Source organism: Psychrobacter sp. M13 (assembly GCF_030718935.1).
Lineage (GTDB): Bacteria > Pseudomonadota > Gammaproteobacteria > Pseudomonadales > Moraxellaceae > Psychrobacter > Psychrobacter immobilis_G.
In genome coordinates this window covers 2361066-2383613 of record NZ_CP132194.1, presented here as the reverse complement: position 1 = coordinate 2383613, position 22548 = coordinate 2361066, and the positions used below count along the sequence as shown (strand labels likewise).

22 protein-coding genes are annotated in these 22548 nt (G+C 43.1%); 18 read left to right on the top strand and 4 right to left on the bottom strand.

The annotated features are described in order from the left end of the window. The first annotated feature begins 11 nt into the window (after window positions 1-11). The 17 genes from Q9G97_RS10035 to Q9G97_RS09955 all read left to right on the top strand — a co-directional run bounded on the left by Q9G97_RS10035 (window position 12) and on the right by Q9G97_RS09955 (window position 15325). The gene (locus Q9G97_RS10035; RefSeq protein ID WP_305898698.1) at window positions 12-1343 is read left to right on the top strand and encodes an XdhC family protein; all 1332 of its coding nucleotides are present in this window, start codon (window positions 12-14) and stop codon (window positions 1341-1343) included. Then, entirely contained in the window at window positions 1336-1998 is a 663-nt protein-coding gene (locus Q9G97_RS10030; protein ID WP_305898697.1) for a nucleotidyltransferase family protein, read from the top strand. Before Q9G97_RS10035 ends, Q9G97_RS10030 begins: the two co-directional genes overlap by 8 nt. A gap of 61 nt (window positions 1999-2059) precedes the next feature. Continuing rightward, window positions 2060-3376 carry a molybdopterin molybdotransferase MoeA gene (locus Q9G97_RS10025; RefSeq protein ID WP_305898696.1) on the top strand — a complete coding sequence of 439 codons (1317 nt, stop codon included), beginning with the start codon at window positions 2060-2062 and terminating at the stop codon, window positions 3374-3376. 175 nt (window positions 3377-3551) lie between these two features. Continuing rightward, complete coding sequence (gene moaA / locus Q9G97_RS10020; protein ID WP_305898695.1) at window positions 3552-4655, top strand: GTP 3',8-cyclase MoaA; 1104 nt, start codon at window positions 3552-3554, stop codon at window positions 4653-4655. 60 nt (window positions 4656-4715) lie between these two features. After that, window positions 4716-5246 (top strand): molybdenum cofactor biosynthesis protein B, encoded by a 531-nt coding sequence (moaB, locus tag Q9G97_RS10015; RefSeq protein ID WP_305898694.1) that lies wholly within the window; start codon window positions 4716-4718, stop codon window positions 5244-5246. A 109-nt stretch (window positions 5247-5355) separates the two neighbouring features. Continuing rightward, complete coding sequence (locus Q9G97_RS10010) at window positions 5356-6066, top strand: molybdenum cofactor guanylyltransferase (RefSeq protein WP_305898693.1); 711 nt, start codon at window positions 5356-5358, stop codon at window positions 6064-6066. A gap of 117 nt (window positions 6067-6183) precedes the next feature. Continuing rightward, a complete protein-coding gene (gene moaC / locus Q9G97_RS10005; RefSeq protein WP_201573555.1) occupies window positions 6184-6621 on the top strand; it encodes a cyclic pyranopterin monophosphate synthase MoaC in 438 nt (145 codons plus the stop codon). A gap of 47 nt (window positions 6622-6668) precedes the next feature. Then, on the top strand, window positions 6669-6950 hold the full coding sequence (locus Q9G97_RS10000) for a MoaD/ThiS family protein (RefSeq protein ID WP_305898692.1): 282 nt from the start codon (window positions 6669-6671) through the stop codon (window positions 6948-6950). Further along, on the top strand, window positions 6951-7463 hold the full coding sequence (locus Q9G97_RS09995; RefSeq protein WP_371747874.1) for a molybdenum cofactor biosynthesis protein MoaE: 513 nt from the start codon (window positions 6951-6953) through the stop codon (window positions 7461-7463). A 317-nt stretch (window positions 7464-7780) separates the two neighbouring features. Further along, window positions 7781-8629: a molybdate ABC transporter substrate-binding protein gene (gene modA / locus Q9G97_RS09990; protein WP_305898691.1), complete on the top strand. Its 849-nt coding sequence runs from the start codon at window positions 7781-7783 to the stop codon at window positions 8627-8629. A gap of 222 nt (window positions 8630-8851) precedes the next feature. Beyond that, on the top strand, window positions 8852-9556 hold the full coding sequence (gene modB / locus Q9G97_RS09985) for a molybdate ABC transporter permease subunit (protein ID WP_201569854.1): 705 nt from the start codon (window positions 8852-8854) through the stop codon (window positions 9554-9556). 24 nt (window positions 9557-9580) lie between these two features. Continuing rightward, a complete protein-coding gene (locus Q9G97_RS09980) occupies window positions 9581-10528 on the top strand; it encodes an exonuclease domain-containing protein (protein ID WP_305898690.1) in 948 nt (315 codons plus the stop codon). Window position 10529: 1 nt separating this feature from the next. Continuing rightward, the gene (locus Q9G97_RS09975) at window positions 10530-11213 is read left to right on the top strand and encodes a DUF421 domain-containing protein (protein WP_305898689.1); all 684 of its coding nucleotides are present in this window, start codon (window positions 10530-10532) and stop codon (window positions 11211-11213) included. Between the two features lie 33 nt (window positions 11214-11246). Beyond that, the gene (locus Q9G97_RS09970; protein WP_305898688.1) at window positions 11247-11633 is read left to right on the top strand and encodes a tautomerase family protein; all 387 of its coding nucleotides are present in this window, start codon (window positions 11247-11249) and stop codon (window positions 11631-11633) included. 21 nt (window positions 11634-11654) lie between these two features. Continuing rightward, window positions 11655-12221 (top strand): GNAT family N-acetyltransferase, encoded by a 567-nt coding sequence (locus Q9G97_RS09965; protein WP_305898687.1) that lies wholly within the window; start codon window positions 11655-11657, stop codon window positions 12219-12221. A gap of 444 nt (window positions 12222-12665) precedes the next feature. Next, the gene (gdhA, locus tag Q9G97_RS09960; RefSeq protein ID WP_305898686.1) at window positions 12666-14015 is read left to right on the top strand and encodes an NADP-specific glutamate dehydrogenase; all 1350 of its coding nucleotides are present in this window, start codon (window positions 12666-12668) and stop codon (window positions 14013-14015) included. A 182-nt stretch (window positions 14016-14197) separates the two neighbouring features. Further along, the gene (locus tag Q9G97_RS09955; RefSeq protein ID WP_305898685.1) at window positions 14198-15325 is read left to right on the top strand and encodes a M14-type cytosolic carboxypeptidase; all 1128 of its coding nucleotides are present in this window, start codon (window positions 14198-14200) and stop codon (window positions 15323-15325) included. A gap of 36 nt (window positions 15326-15361) precedes the next feature. Here Q9G97_RS09955 and hutI read toward each other — a convergent pair whose 3' ends face one another. The 4 genes from hutI to hutU form a co-directional block, all read right to left on the bottom strand. Next, window positions 15362-16687 (bottom strand): imidazolonepropionase, encoded by a 1326-nt coding sequence (gene hutI / locus Q9G97_RS09950; RefSeq protein WP_305898684.1) that lies wholly within the window; start codon window positions 16685-16687, stop codon window positions 15362-15364. A gap of 38 nt (window positions 16688-16725) precedes the next feature. Continuing rightward, window positions 16726-17793, bottom strand: a complete 1068-nt coding sequence (hutG, locus tag Q9G97_RS09945) for a formimidoylglutamase (protein ID WP_305898683.1) — start codon at window positions 17791-17793, stop codon at window positions 16726-16728. A 29-nt stretch (window positions 17794-17822) separates the two neighbouring features. Next, window positions 17823-19385 carry a histidine ammonia-lyase gene (gene hutH / locus Q9G97_RS09940; protein WP_305898682.1) on the bottom strand — a complete coding sequence of 521 codons (1563 nt, stop codon included), beginning with the start codon at window positions 19383-19385 and terminating at the stop codon, window positions 17823-17825. 64 nt (window positions 19386-19449) lie between these two features. After that, a complete protein-coding gene (gene hutU / locus Q9G97_RS09935) occupies window positions 19450-21132 on the bottom strand; it encodes a urocanate hydratase (RefSeq protein WP_305900318.1) in 1683 nt (560 codons plus the stop codon). 256 nt (window positions 21133-21388) lie between these two features. Here hutU and Q9G97_RS09930 point away from each other — a divergent pair, with 256 nt between their 5' ends. Next, the gene (locus Q9G97_RS09930) at window positions 21389-22216 is read left to right on the top strand and encodes a UTRA domain-containing protein (protein ID WP_371747941.1); all 828 of its coding nucleotides are present in this window, start codon (window positions 21389-21391) and stop codon (window positions 22214-22216) included. Window positions 22217-22548 lie beyond the last annotated feature (332 nt).

The window sequence follows — 22548 nt, the reverse complement described above, 5'->3', positions numbered from 1 at the left end:
TAAGAGGCGTTATGAATCAAATCGCTGACATTCTTAAGCTGGCAGGCGAGGCCGCTCAACAAAACGTTGATGCTGTATTGGCGACAGTGGTGCGTACTGAAGGTTCAGCGTATCGGCGTGCTGGCGCGATGATGCTGATTTGCGCGGATGGACGTTCGGTTGGTATGATTAGTGGGGGCTGCCTTGAGCCGCACATCATCAAACGCGCCTTTTGGCTCACTCGCAATGGCGCTAATGTCCAAGTTTATCAAACGGGCGATGAGCAAAGAGATGATGACAGTGATAGTAATACTGCTGATGGGTTAGAAATTGAATCAGAAGATGAGCTAAATTTTGGCTTGGGTTGCAATGGCAAAGTACATGTTTTATTTGAACGTTTAACGTCAGCAAATCCTTTGCTAAATTTAATTACTCAAGTCCGTCAAAACGGGCAACCTACCACTATAGCGACTTTGATCAAATCTGAACCTTTAGGTTTGCAAAATATATTTTCAGTCGGCGCAAGAATTAGTTTAGGAACTTATAATAAAGCTGGACAAGTTAGGTTTATTGGCTCAGAGCAATATATTTCAAATTCTCCTATACTTATAAATACAGTCAAAGAGCTATCTAAACATAAACTTAAGAAACGAAATACCGATTACGTTATTTTGAATAGCGATTTAGAAAGCCGCTATTTAGAAGGCAGTCATTTAGAAAGTAACCATGAAAATATCGATAGCCAAGAAAAAGTACCAAGCGAATGGTTATTACAATGCATTGAACCGCAAAAGCGTCTGCTAATCTGTGGGGCTGGTAATGACGTGATGCCATTAGTGGTTATGGCAAAATTGCAAGACTGGCAGGTGACCGTGATAGACAGTCGTGCGCAATATGCGACGAGTATGCGTTTTCCACAGGCAGATGTTGTGCAATGCGTGTCTTTAGAAGATAGCAAAACTTTGCTTGAGCTTAGTGATAATGCTGCGATAGCGCTAATGTCACATAGCTTAAGCCAAGACCGTGCACGACTTAACGTACTATTAGAGCATGCAGACCATTATCAATACCTTGGACAACTAGGGCCACGCTATCGTACTGAGCGTTTAATTAATGAGGTTAGCAATAGTAAGTCTAATCCTGATTGTTTAACAGCAGGTATTAAAAAGTTGCACTATCCTATTGGTTTAAAATTAGGCGGTGATGGTCCAGAAGCTTTAGCATTAAGTATTATGGCGCAAGTAAGCGCGGTGATGAATGAGCAAGTACAGCCAGTACCTTCTATTAATAATAAATCCAATTTGCAATTATTAGCTAAAGAAAATTTTACTCACCATTATACAAATGACTATGCTCATGACTAACACTCATGCGGTTATTATCTTAGCCAGTGGACTTAGTCAGCGTTTAGGACACTCCAAGCAGCTGCTTAGTAAAGACAATAAGCCCTTAATTCATTATATGCTTAAATTGGGTTTAGACACGCAACCACAAACTGTCGTTGTCGTTATTCCTGAACATAATCAAGCGATTGCGGATGCAGTAAGTCAGTTGGTTGCTGCGAATTCGAACGTGACTATTGTATTTAATCAAACCCCTGAGATGGGTATGGCGCATAGTTTATCTTTAGCTATTGACGCTTTAAATAGTTCTAATATTGATTCGTCTGTTAAACGAGTGGTAATTATGGGTATTGACCAGTTTCTTTTAGACGAGCGTCACTTAAATGAGTTATTGATAGAGCAGCATTTCGTTGTTGCTAGCCGCTATGCGCAATTAAATAGAGATTTTACTATTGATAATTCCAAACTGAATATCGTCGGTTTGCCTATCACTATTGACTACGAATTATTAAAACAATGGCAGTCAGCGCTCACAGGTGATAAAGGGTTACGGCATTTAATCAGAGGATTAAAAACTGAGCAAATCAGTACTGTTATTAACCAGCAACTCAGTTATGATATTGATACACCTGAACAGCTCACCTATGCCAAACAGCAGGAGTGGTTGGATAGTTAGTCTAAGTCAAACAAAGTATCAAGCTATAAGAAAAATATATCCATAACGAGAGTTTAAATTTATGATTACGATGGAAGCGCTACAGTTAGCAATTAGAGAACGGATTAATACTTATAATGAAAGTGATGCGCCGCTCGTGAGTCGAGAACTGAGCACTATCTCATTGTTAAACAGTCTCAATCAGATATTAGCGGTAGAGGTTACTTCACCTTTTAATGTGCCTAGACAAAATATCTCGGCGATGGATGGTTATAGTATTGCTACAGGTAGTAAGCTTGATAAAGATAGCATTATCGAAATAGTAGGGGAGTCGCAAGCAGGTAATCCTTATGATCAAGAATTAGCAAAAAATCTGCAAGCAGGGCAAGGGGTGCGTATCTTTACGGGCGCAGTCGTGCCTAGTAGCTGTGATACCGTTATCATGCAAGAAAATACTGATTTCGCCGAAATACGTGACAGCATTGATAAGTCTCAGCCTTATGATATTACCTTAACCCAAGCTTGTAGGTCTGATGATAATATTCGTGAGCAAGGCGAAGAGGTTGAGTCAGGAGAAATCGTACTGCAACGAGGCAAGCGCTTAAATCCTAGTGATATCAGCTTATTAGCAAATTTAGGAGTGGATAAGGTCAGCGTATTTAAGCCGTTGATCGTAGGTATATTGGCGACTGGAGATGAATTGGTCGCGCTTGGGCGTGAGCTTGAGCATTTAGCACAAATATATAACTCTAATACCCCAACGCTAAAGACTTTGCTCGCCAATCTACCTATTACTATTCAAGATTACGGCATTATTGCCGATAATTTAGAGGACACGACTACAGCGGTAACTAAGGCTATGCAGGAGTGCGATGTGCTTATCTCGACTGCTGGCGTATCTGTTGGGGATTATGACTTTTTGACTACGGTCATTGAGCAGCTAGGGCAAATCAGTCACTATAAAGTGGCGATGAAACCTGGCAAGCCATTTGTCTTTGGTGAGTTGTTTGGCGAATCGAGTAAAGATATTGATAAGCCCGTATTATATTTTGGTCTGCCAGGTAATCCTTTATCTACCATTGTCGGAGCATTACAGTTCGTGATACCAGCGCTATGGCAGATGTCAGGAGCGCTTTTATCAGAGCAACCAATCACCCTAAATCTAAAAGCTACTTTAACCAATGACGTCAAAAAGTCAGTCGGTCGTAAAGACTTTCAGCGTGGGTTTTTGACGCAGACGTCTGAAGGCTATCAGGTTGAATGCTTTACCAGCCAGCAATCACATAGAATCAAGCAGCTTAGCCGCGCTAATTGCTTTGTCGTAATAGATAAGGACAACGGTAATGTAGCCTCTGGCAGCATCGTTGATGTTCAACCTTTTTCTTGGCTGTATATTTAGCAAATCTAGGGTTGAGGCGTGCTATAGTTTGTTATACTCAATATGCATTAGATGATGAGTAGACTATACTTTTAGACAATTAGCAAAATACTAATAAGCAAAGTATGACAGGAAGTAATGAGTAGCTGAAGACAATGATGTAATATCAGCTAAAAGATAGTGGCGGTAACCCTATATGATTTATCATAATTCAATAGCAGCAGGTGTTCAGCTGCATTCTCCAACGACAACGCCAGATCGTAGCGATCCTACCCTAAGCGCATTAAGCTCAACAGCACCTACGATGTCATCTACGGACCATGTGCGGCCGCTTACTGATGGCTTCGCTCGGCAGTTGACTTATCTACGCTTATCTATCACCGATTTCTGTAATTTTCGCTGTGAGTATTGCCTGCCCAATGGCTACCAAGGCAAGCGCCCTGACGATGAATTAAGCGTACCTGAGATTACTACTTTGATACGAGGTTTTGCACAAGTCGGTACCGAAAAGGTACGTATCACAGGTGGTGAGCCTTCTATCCGCCGTGATGTGGTCGATATTATCGATACGATTAAAAGCACAACGGGTATCAAGACAGTTGCGATGACTAGTAACGGTTACAAGCTAGGTAAACATCTAGCCAATTGGCAAGCGGCAGGGCTGAACCAGCTTAATATCAGTATGGATAGCTTTGATGCCGCGACTTTTCATAAAATGACAGGTTTTAATACTTTGCCCGCGCTCATTACTGATATGGATAAGCTGTTAGAAACCACCGATATCAAGCTAAAAATAAACAGTATCTTAATGGCAGAAACGGCTTTTGAGAATTTAGTCACAGCGATGGACTATGTCAAACAGCGTCCAGTGACTTATCGATTTATAGAGTTTATGCAGACTAGTGATAATAGCGATTTGTTTTTTGCCCAGCATGCACAATCTGAATTAATTACTGATTACCTGCTTGAGCATGGCTGGCAGCCGCATGCGCGAGGTAGCGCTGATGGCCCTGCGATTGAATACAGCCATCCCGATTATCTAGGACGCATCGGCATGATTGCGCCTTATGCTGCGCATTTTTGTGACAATTGTAATCGCTTGCGAGTTAGTAGTCAGGGCAAAGTTCATCTCTGCCTATTCGATGAGGGCAACTACGATATTCGTCCATTTCTACAAAATAATGATGTACCAGGTCTAGTCAATACGCTACACAGCTTTATGCCAATTAAACCTGAACACCATCATTTGCACGAGTCCAACAGCGGCATTATGCATAACTTATCGATTATCGGTGGTTAGTAAACGTCTCATTTTGAATTACAACTAGTTATAAATTATAGAGAATTATTAGGAAAAATTATGTCTAAGCCTGCTGCCCAATTTACTCCGCTTAATATTGCAATTTTAACAGTTTCTGATAGTCGTACTTTGGAGCAAGATACTTCAGGGCAATATTTAGTGGATAGCTTAACTGAAGCGGGTCATAACTTAGCTGATCGCCAACTCATTACCGATGATATTTATCAGATTCGCGCGGTTATCAGTGGCTGGATTGCTAACCCTGACGTCCATGCGGTTATTACCACGGGCGGCACGGGCTTCTTTATTCGCGATAGTATGCCTGAGGCGGTTAGCGTATTATTTGATAAGTCTATCGATGGCTTTGGTGAGATGTTCCGTTTGATCTCAAAAGATGATATCGGTATGTCAACGGTTCAGTCGCGGGCGATTGCTGGTATGGCAAATGGCACGGGTATTTTCTGTCTTCCTGGCTCTACAGGCGCGTGTCGTACAGGGTGGAACGATATTTTAAAAGAGCAGTTCGATAGCCGTACGCGTCCTTGTAATTTTGTAGCGCACTTTATGCGTGCTAATCCTAGCCATAATTAATACCAAGTTCAAAAAACACGATTAACGGTGTCAAACTCTTTTAGCCTACAGTGAGTAGTAATTATGCTCGTTTTCCTTGTTATTCGAGTTTTCATGAAAGGTATAATCGGTGAGCAATAATTTAGATAGTTCAGACAGCTTAAGTAAATTGGCAGGCGTAGTCATATTAGCGGGTGGGGCGTCTCAGCGTATGGGGTCGCCGAAAGCTTTACTAACTTTGCCTACCGGTGAGCGATTGCTGGATTACCATGTGCGCCAAGCGGCTCAGCTTAACGTACCTATTATGATTGCGGATAATGGTCGTGAGTTTGCAGTCGATGTTAAGTTATTAGCAAGTAATCCAGAGTTGTCGATTACTCAGATTGATGATTATCAATCTATATCTATTGTAGATAACGATAAAGCTGAGGCGACGCAAGGGCCACTTGTAGCGATTGAATCTGCATTACAAAATTTGAATAATGCACGCGATGCTAATTTAGAGCATAAGCAGTTATGGCTGATGGTCATTAGTTGCGATAGTTTAATCAACGCGAATGAGCTTTGGCAGCAATTAAGTCCCTATATTGATAATAACAATATAGATAAGTCGATAGTCTGTTTAACAGATCAAGACCATTTATATCCGCTACTAGGACTTTATCGCTTAAGTATTGAGCCTGCTCTGCGTGCTTATATTGATAGTGGCGAGCGCAAGGTAATGAGCTTTATTAAGCCCATTGCTCAAACCGTTCCAGTGTTAGAAAACCAGCAGTTATTGACTAATTTTAATACGCCTACAGACTTTAAGCGTGCCTGTAGCGCTTTATACGATTTATAAATTTTATCGCTAATAAGAAAGTGAGAGCTCTTTTTGAAACATAATAATGAAACCAGCTTAGCTGATTCCAAGCTACCGCATAAGCTATCGCATTTAGACAGCGATGGCGATATTCATATGGTCGATGTCAGTAGTAAGACCGCCAGCACTCGTGAGGCTAATGCGCAAGGGCAAGTCAGCTTTCCCAGTGGTATTTATCAGCAGATTAAAGCCGCTGATGGTATGACGAAAAAGGGCAGTATCACCCAAACGGCACATATCGCTGGGATTATGGCAGCCAAGCGTACTCATGATTTGATCCCGCTTTGTCATCCACTGCCGTTAGATAAGATTGGTTTAAGCTTTGACTATGATGATAATTTGCACGCTATTACGGTCAATGCCAGTGTTAAAGTGACTCATAAAACGGGCGTCGAAATGGAAGCGCTAACCGCAGTAAGCGTCGCTTGTTTGACTATCTATGATATGACTAAAGCGATCTCTCACGATATTACTATAGATAATATCCGCCTGATTACTAAGACGGGTGGTAAGTCTGATTATCAACATGGTTAAGATTTATAAAGTATCTGGTTTAAAGGTTGTACAGAAGGGAAAATAAAATGAGCGTTATAGAAAAAGACCAAACAGCAGATAGTACCAAAACGATTAACGTCCTCTACTTTGCCAGCTTAGCAGATGAAGCCAACTGTCATGAAGAAAAAGTCAATGTGCAGCAGTCAACATCGTTAACGGAGCTATACGCGCAACTAAATCAAAAATATAATTTTAGTCGTGAGCAGTCGGAGCTAAAAGTCGCGGTAAATGACTATTTTGCTAAGTGGTCAGATACTATTGATGATGGCGACAGCGTGGTTTTTATTACGCCAGTAGCAGGGGGTTAAATGACAGATTCTATAAAAGACGATAAGCAAAATGTTCATAGTCAGTCAATGACTACTAAGCGGAGCGTTGATGATATCTATGAACTAGCTGAGCGCGATGGTTTTGCGCTATTAGATATCGCCATTGATGAAGATAGACTCAAAGCCATGCTAGACAGTGATAGCTGCGGCGCGTTTGTCAGCTTTGAAGGTCGGGTGCGCAATCATAATAATGCCACGAGCGTTGAGCGTCTGACTTATTACGGCTATGAAGATTTAGCGATTAATCAGGGTCGACTGATAATAGAAGAAGCCAAGCGTAAGTTTGAGATTACTCATGCTATTGCTCTTCATCGTATTGGCGAGCTAGAGATTGGCGATATAGCGGTATGGATTGGCGTGGTATCAGCCCATCGATATCCAGCCTTTGATGCCTGTCGCTGGATACTTGATACCATTAAGGCGGATATACCTGTATGGAAGCAAGAGTATTACGACAATGAGCCTTCGAAATGGCTGAGTAACAATGGCTGAGTAACAACGGTTAATGATTGAGTTATAACTCGTGAGTTGCCACCCACGCTACAGGTTTACTATCGTTACTTATATTTAACTTGATGAATAATCTGAAACAGCTTAGCAAGAATAGCTGTAGGGTGCGCCCAGCGCACCGATTGTTATAGCTAAATTTTGAACTTTAAATAAATGTAGAGATAGATTATCACGGCTAAGCATGAATAGTTTTGAGACTATTTTTGCTTAGTCGTTTTAGCATTGATTTTCAAAAAGTGCGGTTTTTGAGAAAAAAATTATAAAAATAACCAATGATAGTAAAATTTAGGAGCAAGGCTTTGAGTATTAAAATAGCATCAATCTTTGCTGCATCTACTTGCTTAGTCTTTACGTTAGCATCGTGTAGCACCCAAGATACTTCTAAAGATGAAGCTGCTGCTAATGAAACGACCAGCCAGCCTGAGAAAATACGCATCGCTGCTGCTGCGAATCTATCTGATGTATTACCTAAAATAGTAGAAGCTTATAACGCTGAGAATAACTTAACAGCACAAGATATTGAGCTGACCTTTGCTTCATCGGGTAAGCTATATGCACATATGATCGCAGGTGCGCCTTATGATATTTATCTTTCGGCGAATCAAGATTTCCCCGCTAGATGGGTTAGCGAGAGAGTAGAAGATGCTGCTCAAACTAAACCTTTTACTTATACGCAAGGGCAGCTGGCTTTTTACAGCACTACTAATAATGTTCATAAGTCTGTTGACACTCTAAATGAGACTACACTCACCGCGTTATTAGCAGAGCAGTCAGAGGCGAAGATAACGATTGCCAACCCTGATCTTGCGCCTTATGGTGCTTCTGCAAGAGCCTATCTACAAACGCAAAATATTTATGACTTGCTAAACACTCAAAAGCGAATTATCCAGGCAGAAAACATCGGTCAAGCTTTTCAATACGCTAATACAGGCAGCGTCGATTATGGCTTTGTCGCGCAGTCTCAAGTTACAGCTATTAAAGCCACGCCCGAGCAATTTTATACCCTACCAGTAGAGTCTTATCCTGCTATTTTGCAAGATGGTATCGTACTTAGTGATGCGGCACTGGCAACTGACTTTACCCGTTATTTATTATCACCTGCTGGACAACAGTACTTTGCGGATGCAGGATATTTGGCAGTTAAGTAAAGGCTAGCTTTTAAGATATAATCATCTTGAAGTTAAATAGAACCTAAAATGTCGCTAGGATAATTTTTTGATTGGTTGTCTGTAAGTGGGATAGAAACTGTGCAAAATCTATACTAGAAGCGCCATATCTTTGCATAAATATATTACCTTATATACCGTATTGGTTTTATAGCGCCAAAATCCAGTATGATAAAGTAGCCCTGAATAATTAGTAGTGACCCTATGATAGATCAAACTCTTATCTCAGCGATGTTGACGCCATTTTGGGTCAGTCTTAAGCTTGCTGGCGTCACCACTTTGTTACTATTATTATTCGCCACGCCGTTAGCTTATTGGCTAGCCAAGCCGAGCCGAGGATGGCTAGTAGGACGCCTTAAGATTATATTGATGGGCATTATCGCAATGCCTTTAGTGTTACCGCCAACGGTTATCGGTTTTTATTTATTGCTATTATTAAGTCCAAATTTCGGTATGGGCAAATGGCTAAGCGAGCATAATATTAGCGCGCTAGTCTTTACCTTTGAGGGTTTGGTGGTCGGCTCTATTATTTATTCCCTACCGTTTTATATTCAGCCAGTCTATGCGCAGTTCTTACGTATTCCCAAAAGCGTGATGGAGGTTGCCAGCCTATTAGAACCCAATCGTTTACGCCGCTTTATGACTATAGCGCTACCACAAGCTCGCGTTGGTATTGTGCTTGGCAGCTTGATTAGCTTTGCCCATACTATTGGCGAGTTTGGCGTGGTACTGATGATCGGTGGCAGTATCGCTGGCGAGACCAAAGTGGTATCCATCGCTATCTATGAGCAAGTAGAAGCGCTCAATTATGAAGCTGCGCATACGATGTCCCTGATTTTAATTATCATGGGCATGGTTATGGTGAGTTTGATCGCCAGTAGCGTTAACAAGCTCAATCAGCGCTCTTAAAGCGTTTAAGTAAGGATAAGGATAATGGATTTCGTTGCCATTGATGTCGAGACCGCTAATAATAATGTTGGCTCTATCTGCCAGATAGGGCTAGCTAAATATGCTAATGGCAAGCTTATCGATAGTTACTGCACGCTTGTTAATCCACAAGCTGACTTTGACGCGCTTAATATCGGTATCCATGGCATCACTGCTGAGCAAGTAGCGGATGCGCCCTTTATTATTGAAGTATTCGATGAGATATTGGCCTTCGTGGCTGACACTATAGTAGTGAGCTATACCTTGTTTGATCAACGGGCGCTAAAAGAATGTCTTACTCGTTATCATTTGCCGAATCCTAATTGGCCTTGGGTCGATGCTACAGTACTGGTGCGTCGAACATTTAGCCAGTTTGCCTATAAAGGCTATAATCTGGCTAATGTCTGTAATCTACTCAACTATCAGTTCGAGCATCATGATGCGCTAGCGGATGCTAAAGCTTGCGGATATGTCGTCATCACTATTTTGCGCGAGAATAGCGACTCTATAAAAGACTATGTCAATGTTAGCCAATCTAAACGCAGTTACAACAGGCGTGGGCGCTCTAGAGCGAATATCAAGCAAAGTTCAGCCAATACTGCTAGTCAAGTTAACTATGTCAATAACAGCTATCCTACAGTCAATGCGATGCAAGGCAATACCTCTGGACGCTATGCAGGTCTTAATATTTGTTTTACAGGCAGCTTAGGTATCAGTCGCGAGGAAATCATAGAGTTGGCTGCCAAACAAGGCTTTACGGTAAAAGCAGGCGCTTCTAAAAAGCTTAATTATCTAGTGGTCGGTAGCCAAGATGAATCGTCCAATGATTCAGTAGAGCTAAAGGATAGTGAGAAAAGTAGTAAACAGCGCAAAGTAGAGGCGCTAATTAATGAGGGTATCGAAATTCAAATCCTTGCAGAGCGAGAATTTCTACAGTTAATTGAGAAGGATTGATATGGATTGGGTCAGTATCTTTATTCATGACACCACATGGGCGTTTGCTCTTGAGATATTTATCCGTGTAGTTGTCATGTTTAGCATGATTATTATATTTCTGCGTTTTACGGGTAAACGCGGTGTCCGTCAACTCTCCATCTTTGAATTGACCATCATTTTATCGCTTGGCTCTATTGCAGGCGATCCGATGTTTACCGAAGACTTACCGATTATTCAAGCGGTTATTATCATGAGCACGGTGATTGCACTTTATCGATTGTGCACTTGGATCATGATGAAGTATCAGCCCTTTGAAGATCTATTAGAGGGCAGATCAATATATATCGTCGAGGACGGGCAGCTGGTACTCGATAAAATCAAAAAAGGTAAAATGTCGCACGATGAGTTCTTTGCAGAGATGCGCCAGCAAGGGGTAGAGCATTTAGGACAAGTGCGTACAGGATTGCTAGAGACCGATGGCAAGCTAAGCATTTTGCTTTATACCGATGAGCAAGTGCGCTACGGTCTACCGCTATTTCCTAAGCGGTATCAGCCAGTCGAGCAAGTAGAGACAACCGTTTGTTATGCCTGTATGGATTGTGGTTACGTGACTCATTTATCAGAGGCCGACTACTTGTGCCCACGCTGTGAGGATAACGGTAGAGACTGGGCGCTAGCTATGAATGTTACGGTAGTGAATTAATTTTTTTATTTAAATAAGATAGCCAAAGCGACTATGATCATAATTTACGGTATCAAAGAGCAACTAAATCCTATCAAACGCCAGTTATCTAAGGTGATTCATGGTTGTATGCAGTCTATATTAGGTCTGCCTGAAGATAAGCGCGCGCAGCGTTTTATACCCTTAGATACTGAGGACTTCTATTATCCTGCCGATAGAAGCGCGGCCTATACTGTGATTGAGATAAATATGATGGAGGGGCGCACTATTGAGACCAAAAAGGTATTGATTAAAGCGCTCTTTGCACAAATCGAAGCGCAGCTGAATATTGCGTCGATAGATATTGAAATTACTATAAAAGAGCAGCCTGCGCACTGTTGGGGTTTTCGAGGTATGACGGGCGATGAAGTCCAAGATTTAAAGTATAAAGTGAATGTGTAAGTTAAATTTGATTGAGTGATTATGAAAATACATACAATACAAACCCCACGCCTTTATCTGCGTCAATGGCAGGCCAGCGACTTTGCGATATTCGCTCAGATTAATGCCGATCCTGAGGTGATGCGCTATTTTCCTAAAGTATTATCACCTAAATTAAGCGATACGATCGCGAATAAATGCCAACAGCTCATAAAAGATAAAGGTTGGGGCTTTTGGGCAGTAAGTCTTAAAGAGTGCGCAAGCGAAGCTGACCGCTTTATAGGTTTTGTTGGTCTTAATCACACTCACGCTGACCTACCATTCGCACCCAGTATTGAGATTGCTTGGCGATTGCATAAAGACTATTGGGGTCAAGGCTATGCTACTGAGGCGGCACAAACCGCGTTACAGTTTGCTTTTGAGACGCTACAACTAAACGAAGTCGTAGCTTTTACCTCAGTGATTAATGAGCCCTCACAAAAGGTTATGCAGCGCCTAGGTATGATAGATACGCAAGACAACTTTTGTCATCCCATGCTTGAGGCCAATCATAGGCTCGCTGAGCATGTTTTATATAAAATAACGCGGGAGCAGTGGCAGTTTGCTTAAGTAGCTAATCAAGGATGCCCAATCTTGATACTTATACCACTACTTATGCCGCTTAAGCTCTAGCTATTCTAATTAGTTGTCATGCCGAAAAATAACTTTATTAACATAAGCTATTGACTTTTTTGAGCGGCAAGGTAGATTAAATACCATAAGTTAAGCATTTAGCCGTTCTTGCGTAAAATTATGCACATTAGACATTATTGGTGTAATATTGTTCGCGGCTCCTATTTCTAGCAGACCCTAATATCTAACTGAACATGACCTATCGGTTGTTTAGAGTATTAGTATTCAATCCCGCCAGTTTTTATGTACCTATTATATTGCATCACTAAAAAACTAATTTTGCCTCAATATTATTGTATATTGTGATGGTCCGTTGCGTGGACGTATGCGAATAAAATCCCACGCTCTTTTAATCCCACGTTTTATAGTTAAGGAAAATATATGAGTATAAGTCAAGCCATCGAAAAGCTCGAAGCCCATTATTCCCATCAGTATGAATTTATTCAAGCGGTAAAAGAAGTTGCCCTTACTATCCAACCCTTATACGACGCTCATCCTGAATACGAAGAGTTCAAAGTATTTGAGCGTTTGGTTGAACCTGATCGTATTTTTAACTTCCGTATTAACTGGGAAAATGATAAAGGCGAAGTGCAGGTTAACCGTGGCTGGCGCGTACAGTTTTGTAATGCATTAGGGCCTTATAAAGGCGGTCTGAGATTTCACCCCACTGTCAACCAATCGGTCTTAAAATTCTTAGGCTTTGAGCAAATATTCAAAAACGCTTTAACGGGTTTGCCAATTGGTGGCGGTAAAGGTGGCTCTGATTTTGACCCTAAAGGTAAGTCAGATTCTGAGGTTCGCCGCTTTTGTTACGCCTTTATGCGTGAACTCTATCATTACATCAATAAAGACATGGATGTACCCGCGGGCGATATTGGGGTTGGCGGTCGCGAAGTCAGCTATATGTTTGCCATGTATAAGAATCTAACTCGCGAGTCCACTGGTGTTATCACAGGTAAAGGCGTTGGGTTTGGTGGTAGTTTGATGCGTACCGAAGCCACAGGTTACGGCGCGGTTTACTTTTTAGAGAACATGCTAAAAGCGCAAGACGAAGCTATTGAAGGCAAAACCGTGCTAGTCTCAGGCGCTGGTAATGTCTCACTACATGCTGCTGAAAAGTGCATTGCATTAGGTGCTAAAGTAATTACCGTATCTGACTCGCAAGGTACTTTGCATGATAAAAACGGCTTTGATAAACCGAAACTCGACTGGCTAAAAACACAAAAAGCTGCGAATAAGCCCTTGGCCGATTATGTGACTAAGTTTGGCAGCGGTAAATGGCTAGCGGGTCAAAAGCCTTGGCAGTTTAAAGCGGATATCGCTATTCCTTCAGCGACTCAGAACGAAGTGAACGAAGAGGAAGCTAAGCAGTTAGTCGATAACGGCGTCAAATATATCGTTGAAGGGGCTAATATGCCTTTAACTGCTGATGCTGTCGATTATGTGCGTGATTATCGCGTACATTATGCGCCAGGTAAGGCGGCTAATGCAGGCGGCGTTGCCGTATCAGCGCTTGAGATGTCACAGAACTCAGTGCGTCAATATAAGACTTTTGAGCAAGTAGACGAGCGTCTAAAAGTCATTATGAAAGATATTCATGATAGTGCCGCGGGTGCTTCAGAGCAGTATGGTCAAACAGATAATGGCTATATCGATTATATGGCTGGGGCTAATATGGTGGGCTTTAAGCGCGTCGCTGACGCTCTAGTGGCGTTTGGTATCCTAAACTAATCGCTTTATTTGAAAGCTAAGTCACTAAAACCGCGTTTATCATTATTGATAAGCGCGGTTTTTTTGTGTCAAAAAATGACTGTATTAAGGCTAAGTTTTTTTTCATGGATTTTTTTATAAAAATTTAGGACGTGCTATTATTTAAAGCAATTAACGTTATAAGAAATAATTAAGGAGGTTTTATGCGTATCACTGCTAATTTCGATTCAGGTAATATTGACGTTATCAGTTTGAATGATAAAAAGAGTATTGAATTGGCTATTCGTCCCGATGTTGGTGGCGAGTTTTTTCAGTGGTTTAACTTTCGACTGACAGGTCAAGTTGGTGAGCAATGCGTGCTTAATATTGTTAATGCAGGGGAGGCAGCGTACGCCAAAGGGTGGGACGATTACCAAGCGGTTGCGTCATTCGATCGTCAGCATTGGTTTCGACTGCCAACCTCTTATAAAAATGGCATATTAACCATAGTGGCGAATATGGAATGTGAGACTATTCAAATTGCTTATTTTGCTCCTTACAGCTATGAGCGCCATCAAGATCTGTTGGCAGCAGTACAAACGCATCCTTTAGTGAGCTTAGAGCATTTAGGTGAAACCCTTGATAAGCGCGATTTAAATTTGGTCAAAATTGGCGATGGTGATGTCAGTAAACGCAACATTTGGATCACAGCGCGTCAGCACCCAGGGGAGACGATGGCTGAATGGTTAGTCGAGGGTTTGATGCATAGCTTGCTCGATAGTGATAACGCCACTGGCAAGCTACTACTAGAGAAAGCTAACTTTTATATCGTACCTAATATGAACCCTGACGGTAGTGTGCGCGGTCACTTGCGGACTAACGCGGCTGGCACTAATCTTAATCGTGAATGGTCAAATCCAAGCTTAGAAAAAAGCCCCGAGGTGTTCCACGTAATTGATAAAATGCAGAAAACTGGGGTAGACTTGTTTTATGATGTGCATGGTGATGAAACACTACCTTTCGTCTTCCTTGCTGGCTCTGAAGGTACACCAAGTTATAACGACCGCCTCGAACATCTACGTAATAGGTTCTCAGAAGTATTAAAGTTAGCCAGTGCCGATTTTCAGTCTGAGGTTGGTTATAAGGTTAATGCGCAAGGCAAAGCAAATATGACTCTCGCCACCAACTGGGTTGCCGAACGTTTTGATTGCCTCGCCAATACTCTAGAAATGCCTTTTAAAGATAATGATAACTTGCCCGATTTGGAAATGGGTTGGTCTCCAGAGCGCTGTATTCAGTTAGGTGAGGCATCGTTAATTGCTATGTTAGCAGTTGTTGATGACTTGCGTTAGTTATTCGTTTAGCGTTCATAGCGGTTTATAGAAATGTTATCTGCGCCATTGACCCTTAATCATAGTACCAATAATAGGGTTTAAGCCGATCAGGTAGCTCAAGTCGGCAGGGCGAGTGATATCCCATAATGCCAAATCAGCATCACAGCCGACTTCTATACGGCCTTTATTGGATAACGCCAGTGCTTTTGCAGCGTGAGTAGTCGTGCCAGCAAGTACCTCTTCTGGCGTCATAAAAAATAGCGTACTACCCATATTCATTGCTAACAATAATGAGGTGAGTGGTGAGGTACCCGGATTACAGTCGGTAGAAATTGCCATAGCTACTTTATGCTTACGTAAGCTATCAATGGGTGGCAGCTTGGTATCACGCAAAGTATAAAACGCCCCTGGCAATAGTACCGCTACGGTGTCGCTGGCGGCCATTTTTTCGATATCGACTTCTGCTAAGTGCTCCAAGTGATCGCTTGATAGTCCTTGATATTCAGCGACTAAAGCACTGCCACCTATATCAGATAATTGCTCAGAGTGCAGCTTGACAGGTAAATCTAATGAGCGTGCAACCTCAAACACACGCTTAATCTGCTCAGTACTGAAAGCAATATTTTCACAGAAACCATCTACTGCATCGACCAAACCTTCACTATGTAAAATCGGCAGCCATTGGCAAACTTGCTCAATATAGTCATCCATCCGACCTTTATACTCAGGCGGCAGGGCATGCGCAGCTAGGTAAGTCTTACGTACTTCGATGTTATACTTTTCGCCGAGCTGGCGTGCAACCGTTAGCATTTTGCGCTCAGTATCCAAATCTAAGCCATAACCAGATTTAATTTCGACACTGGTTATACCTTCTTTAAGTAGTGCCAAAAGTCGCTTTTCACTTTGCGCAAATAGCTCATCGATACTAGCTTCGCGGGTGGCGCTAACGGTCGAGACAATACCGCCGCCTTGTGCTGCGATATCTTGATAACTGGCACCATGCAAACGCGCTTCAAACTCATTACTGCGATTACCAGCATAAACCAGATGCGTATGACAATCGATGAGTCCAGGCGTTACCCAGTTGCCATCGACATCTTTGATTTGATCGTTTTTATAATGAGCAAGGTGTGTCTTTATTTCTTCATGAGTGCCAATCCATGCAATTTTGCCATCTTGAATACCAATAGCCGCATTTTCTAGCTGTCCATAAGGTGTACTTTTAGTTTGATTATTGCTTTGGTTGTCGTTTTGATTGTCGCTATAGATATCAAAGCCGTATTGTTTGGAGAATGTGGCGAGATTAGCATTGATAATCACGTTATCAAACGAGGTCATAGTGGCGCTATCGATAGGTGTCTGTACGGTAGAGGTAGTCATAATAGGCTCCTGCTAGGCGCTGGGTATTTGTAAACCAGCTATAAGGTGAATAAATGCTGCTCAATGATGGTTGCTAATAGTCGAGCGGCGACTTTGCAGCTGCGTTGGTCAGTATCATAAGTGGGGTTGATTTCGGCGATGTCGGCCATTTTTACTTTGCCTGATGCCATGATAATCTTGACCGCACGCTCAACGAATGCCAAGTTAATACCATAGGCGGCTGGCGCACTGACACCAGGCACCACGCTTGAGGGCAAGCAATCCATATCAATAGTTAAGTAGACCACATCAACTTGGTCGATAAAGGTCTCAATTTGATCTGCAATTTTTTTCCATTTTTTATTGGTGCAGTCTTCATCACTAATAATATGTACGCCTAACTGCTCAGCGCGGTCGAAGAGAGCAGCAGTGTTGGAAAACCGACTAACGCCGATACAGCAGTAATGAAACGCTTGCTCATGATCCGTGAGATGTTCTGCGATTTGACGAAATGGTGTACCAGATGTTGCGACATCAGACTGACGAATATCAAGATGAGCATCAAAGTTAATAATACCAATGCTAGGTGTAGATTTGCTAGGTGTGGATGTCTCATGGGTTGTGGCGTCTATCTGCTGTAACGCTTGCCACAGTCCCAAAAAACTACCAAAGGCAATCGCATGACCGCCGCCTAAACCGATAGGCAGACCGCCTCGCTTAATAATATCACTGACGACATCCGCGTAGGTTTTCTGGGCTTGCTCAAGAACTTGCGCGGCAAAACTATCGCTATCGTGACAATGAATATCACCTGCATCACCAAGCAAGGTTGGCATCTCACTATCAAAGCGCTGTTGCAGCTCAGCGATAATGGGCAATGCCGCAAATGCGCTACGAATCAAAGGCGGCGCTGCTCTGGCACCCACGCGTCCTTGATTGCGACGCACACCTTGATCACAGGCGAAACCAACCAGCCCAATGCGCTGCCCTTTATTATCAAGAGTAGCAAACGCATAAGGTTGTGCTAGTTGATACCAATAGCGGGCACGAGCAGTCTCAAACGGCTCTGCGCGTCCTGTCCATCGGGTCATATCAGCATGGCTGTGGTTTACGGAAGTCGTTATCATCGTTTATCTCTCTACTCTTCATCAACGAGCTATTTAGACAGATACCAATCGCTACGCAATGACTGCCAATGCTCAGTAAGGATGCCATTTAATACCAGCTGTTTGGCGGCTTCAATATCAGGTGCTAGGTAGCGATCTTTATCATAAAAAGTCACGTGCTCGCGTAGCTTCTGATGCGCTGTTTGTAACGGCTCTGAGGTATCTAGTCCGCGATGGAAGTCGATACCTTGACCTGCAGATAATAGCTCAATACCGATAATCGTTGCGGTATTATGCGCCATCTCATAGAGACGTCGTGCGCAATAAGTCGCCATTGACACATGATCTTCTTGATTGGCAGAAGTCGGGATACTATCGACACTACCAGGATGGGCGATAGATTTATTCTCGGAGGCGAGTGCGGCTGCCGTCACATGGGCAATCATAAAGCCTGAGTTTAACCCAGCATTGTCAACTAAAAATGGCGGCAAGCCACCTGACAAGGTTGCATCAATGAGTAAAGCCACACGGCGCTCAGACATAGAGCCAATCTCAGCAATCGCCAAGGCTAAAATGTCTGCGGCAAAGGCGACTGGCTCAGCATGGAAGTTACCGCCTGATATAGCAACAGGACCATCTTCATTGTTAAAAATCAGCGGGTTATCAGTGACCGCATTGGCTTCTATTAATAAAGTTTGACCGGCTTGATTGATGATATCAAGACACGCGCCCATCACTTGCGGCTGGCAACGTAAGCAATAAGGATCTTGTACTCTATCGTCTTGCTCACCATCATGCGAGGCGCGAATGGCACTGCCTTTGATCAGCTGACGATGTGCTTTGGCGATTTCGATTTGACCATGATGACCACGAACGTCATGAATACGCGCATCAAATGGCGAGTCTGAGCCTTTAGCGGCATCAATAGACATGGAGCCGACGATAGTTGCCGTCTCAAGCAAATCGCGCGCTAGGAAATATCCGCGTAGTGCCAGTGCCGTTGACACCTGAGTACCGTTAATGAGTGCAAGGCCTTCTTTAGCCGCAAGGGTAATTGGCTCAAGACCATGCTGAGCTAGCGCGTCAGCCGCAGGTACACTTTGACCATTAACATAGACATCGCCTTCACCCATTATAGCGAGTGTCATATGTGATAGCGGTGCTAAATCGCCTGATGCGCCGACAGAGCCTTTCACTGGAATGTGTGGCGTAATTTGATTATTAATCAAGGCCAATAGGCTATCGACTACCTCGCGACGTACACCAGACACACCTTGCGATAAGCTAGCCACTTTCATGACCATGATTAATCGTACCACGCCGTCTGGTAGCGCCTCACCAGTACCAACAGAATGCGACACAATCAAATTGCGCTGAAGTAGCTCAAGCTGATCATCGCTGATACGAGTTTTTGCTAACAAGCCAAAGCCGGTATTGATACCATACGCACTTTTGTCGCGACGAATAATCGTTTGTACATCTTCGTGTGAGGCATCTATTGCTTCATAAGCACTATCGGGTAGCGTCAATATGACAGGTCGCTCATAAATATCGCGCAGCATCTCGAAGCTAAGTTGGCGAGGGTTTAGAACAAGTTTCTTAATAGTAGTCATGATGGTATTCCTAATGTCATATGTTATAGAGTTATTTATTCTTATAAAATAGAAATCGCTTAAGCTATTTAATCATTGGTAAGTTTAAGCCGTATTCTTTCGCTGTTTTAATCGCCAGCTCATAGCCTGCATCCGCATGACGCATCACGCCTGAGCCACAATCATTGACTAGTACTCGCGCTAAACGTTTGGCTGCGCTATCTGTGCCATCAGCGACAATGACCATGCCAGAGTGCTGCGAGTAACCCATGCCCACGCCGCCGCCATGATGCAATGAGACCCAAGTCGCGCCGCCTGCGACATTGAGCATGCCGTTTAATAGTGCCCAGTCAGAGACAGCGTCTGTGCCATCTTTCATGCTTTCAGTTTCGCGATTAGGGCTGGCAACAGAGCCTGTATCTAAATGGTCACGGCCGATAACGATTGGGCCTTTGAGTTCGCCGTTCTTAACCATCTCATTAAAGGCAAGTCCTGCTTTGTCGCGCTCGCCTAAACCTAACCAGCAGATACGCGCTGGCAAGCCTTGAAACTGAATGCGTTCTTTCGCCATGTCTAGCCAGCGATGAATATGCTGATTTTCTGGGAACAGCTCTTTGATCTTTTGATCGGTCTTATAGATATCTTCTGGATCACCAGACAACGCTACCCAGCGGAAAGGCCCTTTACCTTGGCAAAATAGCGGACGAATATAAGCAGGCACAAAGCCTGGGAAATTAAAGGCGTCTTTAACTCCTTCATCAAAGGCAACTTGACGAATATTATTACCATAATCGGTCGTTGGAATCCCCATTTCTTGTAGGTCTAGCATTGCTTGTACATGTACGGCACAAGACGCCGCCGCATCTTTGGTTAAGGCAGCGTGTTGATCTGGATTTTCTTGTGCTGCTTTCCACTCGTCAACGGTCCAGCCACTTGGTAGATAGCCATTGATTAAGTCGTGAGCGGAGGTTTGGTCAGTGACTAAGTCAGGCTTTATCTCTCCTGCATTGGCGCGCTTGACCATCTCAGGCAAGATATCTGCCGCATTACCAAGTAGCGCGATTGAGACGGCTTCGCCTGCATCGGTATGCTTTTTAATCAGCTCATAAGCATGATCAAGGTCGTCTGCTTGCACATCGACGTAACCCGTACGCAAACGGAAATCAATACTGGATTGTTGGCATTCGATATTTAGAGACGTCGCACCAGCAAAGGTCGCGGCTAATGGTTGCGCGCCGCCCATACCACCAAGACCAGCGGTCAAAATCCAACGTCCTGCCCAGCTGCCATCATAATGCTGACGACCTGCTTCGACAAAGGTCTCGTAAGTGCCTTGGACGATGCCTTGGGTGCCGATATAGATCCAGCTCCCCGCAGTCATCTGCCCATACATCATTAAGTCTTTGCGATCTAGCTCATTGAAGTGCTCCCACGTGGCCCAGCGCGGCACAAGGTTGGAGTTGGCAATCAATACGCGCGGGGCATTTTCGTGAGTCTGAAAGACGCCAACCGGCTTGCCTGATTGCACTAATAATGTCTCGTCATCTTCTAATTCTTTAAGCGATTCTAAAATTTGATCGTAGCTTTCCCAGTTGCGGGCAGCGCGTCCGATACCACCATACACAACTAAGCTTTTTGGGTTTTCAGCGACATCAGGATGTAGATTGTTTTGCAGCATACGATAAGGCGCTTCGGTCAGCCAGCTTTTGCAATTTAAGGTGCTGCCAGTAGGGGCGGCTATATCGCGACTTTCATCACGGCGAGTCATTTTACTAATCGGGGTTGTTTTAGAATCAGTCATCATCATTCCTTATGATTGTATCGATACCATTATTTATTTGAGCCAATTTTTAAATAATAATTAATTTGTATATACAAATTATCAAAGATAGTTTTTTCATGCAAGGTTTTTTTGAATTATTTGTTGTGTTGTGACATCAACAAAACTGTTTTGTGAATACGCATGATATTATGGCGATACTTTTATGATTGACGCTGACGGTTAAAAGATAAGCATGACAAAGATGAAGAGCGCTATGAAAAAGAAAACGCCTGCATATCAACGTATTAAAAATGCGATATTGGATAATATACATAGCGGTAAATGGCAAGCTGGTAATGCGATTTCTACAGAAATGGCATTGGCTGAAGAGTTTGGGGTGTCAAGGATGACGGTGAACCGCGCTTTAAAAGAGTTGAGCGAGGAGCGTGTATTAGAGCGTCGGCAAGGGTCGGGAACCTTTGTGGCACAGCAGCAGTTCAATCATACTTTTGTCGAAGTACGCAATATCGCTCAAGACTTAAAGTCAGCCAATCGTGACTACCAAGCACAAGTCGTGAGTAAGCGCAGTATTACTGCTAGCATGCTGGACGGTGAGCTACGCCGTAAGTTTGATATCGATGTGTCTGATGCTAATGCGCTTGATGCCAATGCACTTGACATCAATATAGTTGATGCCAAGGCGTCAACCATGCCACTAGCTACGGATAACGGTGAGGATAGCGATGAAGCGCCAATATTATATGAAGTAAAGATTATTCACTTTGCTGATGGTCAGCCGATGCAATTCGAAGAGCGTTGGGTCGATGCGGTAAAAGTACCAGAGTTTATTGAGCAAGACTTTAGTGTGGTAAATACCAGTGACTATTTGATTGCAAAGAGCCCACTAGAGCGCGGTAGCTATACTATCCGAGCTTTAGCCGCTTCAGAAGAGGTTGCTCAGGCATTACAAATCTCACTACACGCCCCGACACTCGTACTATGCCGTCAGACCTATTCAGCAGGTCAAGTCGTGACTTTTGTCAAAATGTGGCATGCAGGGGATCGCTATCAGTTCTCTGGCGAATTATAACGCCCTGCTACGTAATCACTATTTTTGTACGTTTATTCTTTTTAATGTGCGATAGTATATGAGTTATTTGCTATTAGAGCTGCCAGCTAATAAGTTCAAAATTTACTGTAAAGAATCTTGTAGAATAAAGTGTTATATAAAAACAGCATTGAAAAATACGCTCGCTATCCTCAAATCGAGCACCCAGACTCAAACATTATGACATTATGACATTATGACATTATGACATTATGACATTGTGACATTATGACATTGTGATGAGGTTACTCATATCGTTTATGGGCAGCATCCGTCTATAGGCAACACTATATGCAGGCAGAACTGCCCTCTAC

Coding starts and splice junctions, on each gene's coding strand:
- Q9G97_RS10035 (WP_305898698.1), top strand. CDS start 12: ATGAATCAAATCGCTGACATTCTTAAGCTGGCAGGCGAGGCCGCTCAA.
- Q9G97_RS10030 (WP_305898697.1), top strand. CDS start 1,336: ATGACTAACACTCATGCGGTTATTATCTTAGCCAGTGGACTTAGTCAG.
- Q9G97_RS10025 (WP_305898696.1), top strand. CDS start 2,060: ATGATTACGATGGAAGCGCTACAGTTAGCAATTAGAGAACGGATTAAT.
- moaA (WP_305898695.1), top strand. CDS start 3,552: ATGATTTATCATAATTCAATAGCAGCAGGTGTTCAGCTGCATTCTCCA.
- moaB (WP_305898694.1), top strand. CDS start 4,716: ATGTCTAAGCCTGCTGCCCAATTTACTCCGCTTAATATTGCAATTTTA.
- moaC (WP_201573555.1), top strand. CDS start 6,184: ATGGTCGATGTCAGTAGTAAGACCGCCAGCACTCGTGAGGCTAATGCG.
- Q9G97_RS10000 (WP_305898692.1), top strand. CDS start 6,669: ATGAGCGTTATAGAAAAAGACCAAACAGCAGATAGTACCAAAACGATT.
- Q9G97_RS09995 (WP_371747874.1), top strand. CDS start 6,951: ATGACAGATTCTATAAAAGACGATAAGCAAAATGTTCATAGTCAGTCA.
- modB (WP_201569854.1), top strand. CDS start 8,852: ATGATAGATCAAACTCTTATCTCAGCGATGTTGACGCCATTTTGGGTC.
- Q9G97_RS09980 (WP_305898690.1), top strand. CDS start 9,581: ATGGATTTCGTTGCCATTGATGTCGAGACCGCTAATAATAATGTTGGC.
- Q9G97_RS09975 (WP_305898689.1), top strand. CDS start 10,530: ATGGATTGGGTCAGTATCTTTATTCATGACACCACATGGGCGTTTGCT.
- Q9G97_RS09970 (WP_305898688.1), top strand. CDS start 11,247: ATGATCATAATTTACGGTATCAAAGAGCAACTAAATCCTATCAAACGC.
- Q9G97_RS09965 (WP_305898687.1), top strand. CDS start 11,655: ATGAAAATACATACAATACAAACCCCACGCCTTTATCTGCGTCAATGG.
- gdhA (WP_305898686.1), top strand. CDS start 12,666: ATGAGTATAAGTCAAGCCATCGAAAAGCTCGAAGCCCATTATTCCCAT.
- Q9G97_RS09955 (WP_305898685.1), top strand. CDS start 14,198: ATGCGTATCACTGCTAATTTCGATTCAGGTAATATTGACGTTATCAGT.
- hutI (WP_305898684.1), bottom strand. CDS start 16,687: ATGACTACCTCTACCGTACAGACACCTATCGATAGCGCCACTATGACC.
- hutG (WP_305898683.1), bottom strand. CDS start 17,793: ATGATAACGACTTCCGTAAACCACAGCCATGCTGATATGACCCGATGG.
- hutH (WP_305898682.1), bottom strand. CDS start 19,385: ATGACTACTATTAAGAAACTTGTTCTAAACCCTCGCCAACTTAGCTTC.
- hutU (WP_305900318.1), bottom strand. CDS start 21,132: ATGACTCGCCGTGATGAAAGTCGCGATATAGCCGCCCCTACTGGCAGC.
- Q9G97_RS09930 (WP_371747941.1), top strand. CDS start 21,389: ATGAAGAGCGCTATGAAAAAGAAAACGCCTGCATATCAACGTATTAAA.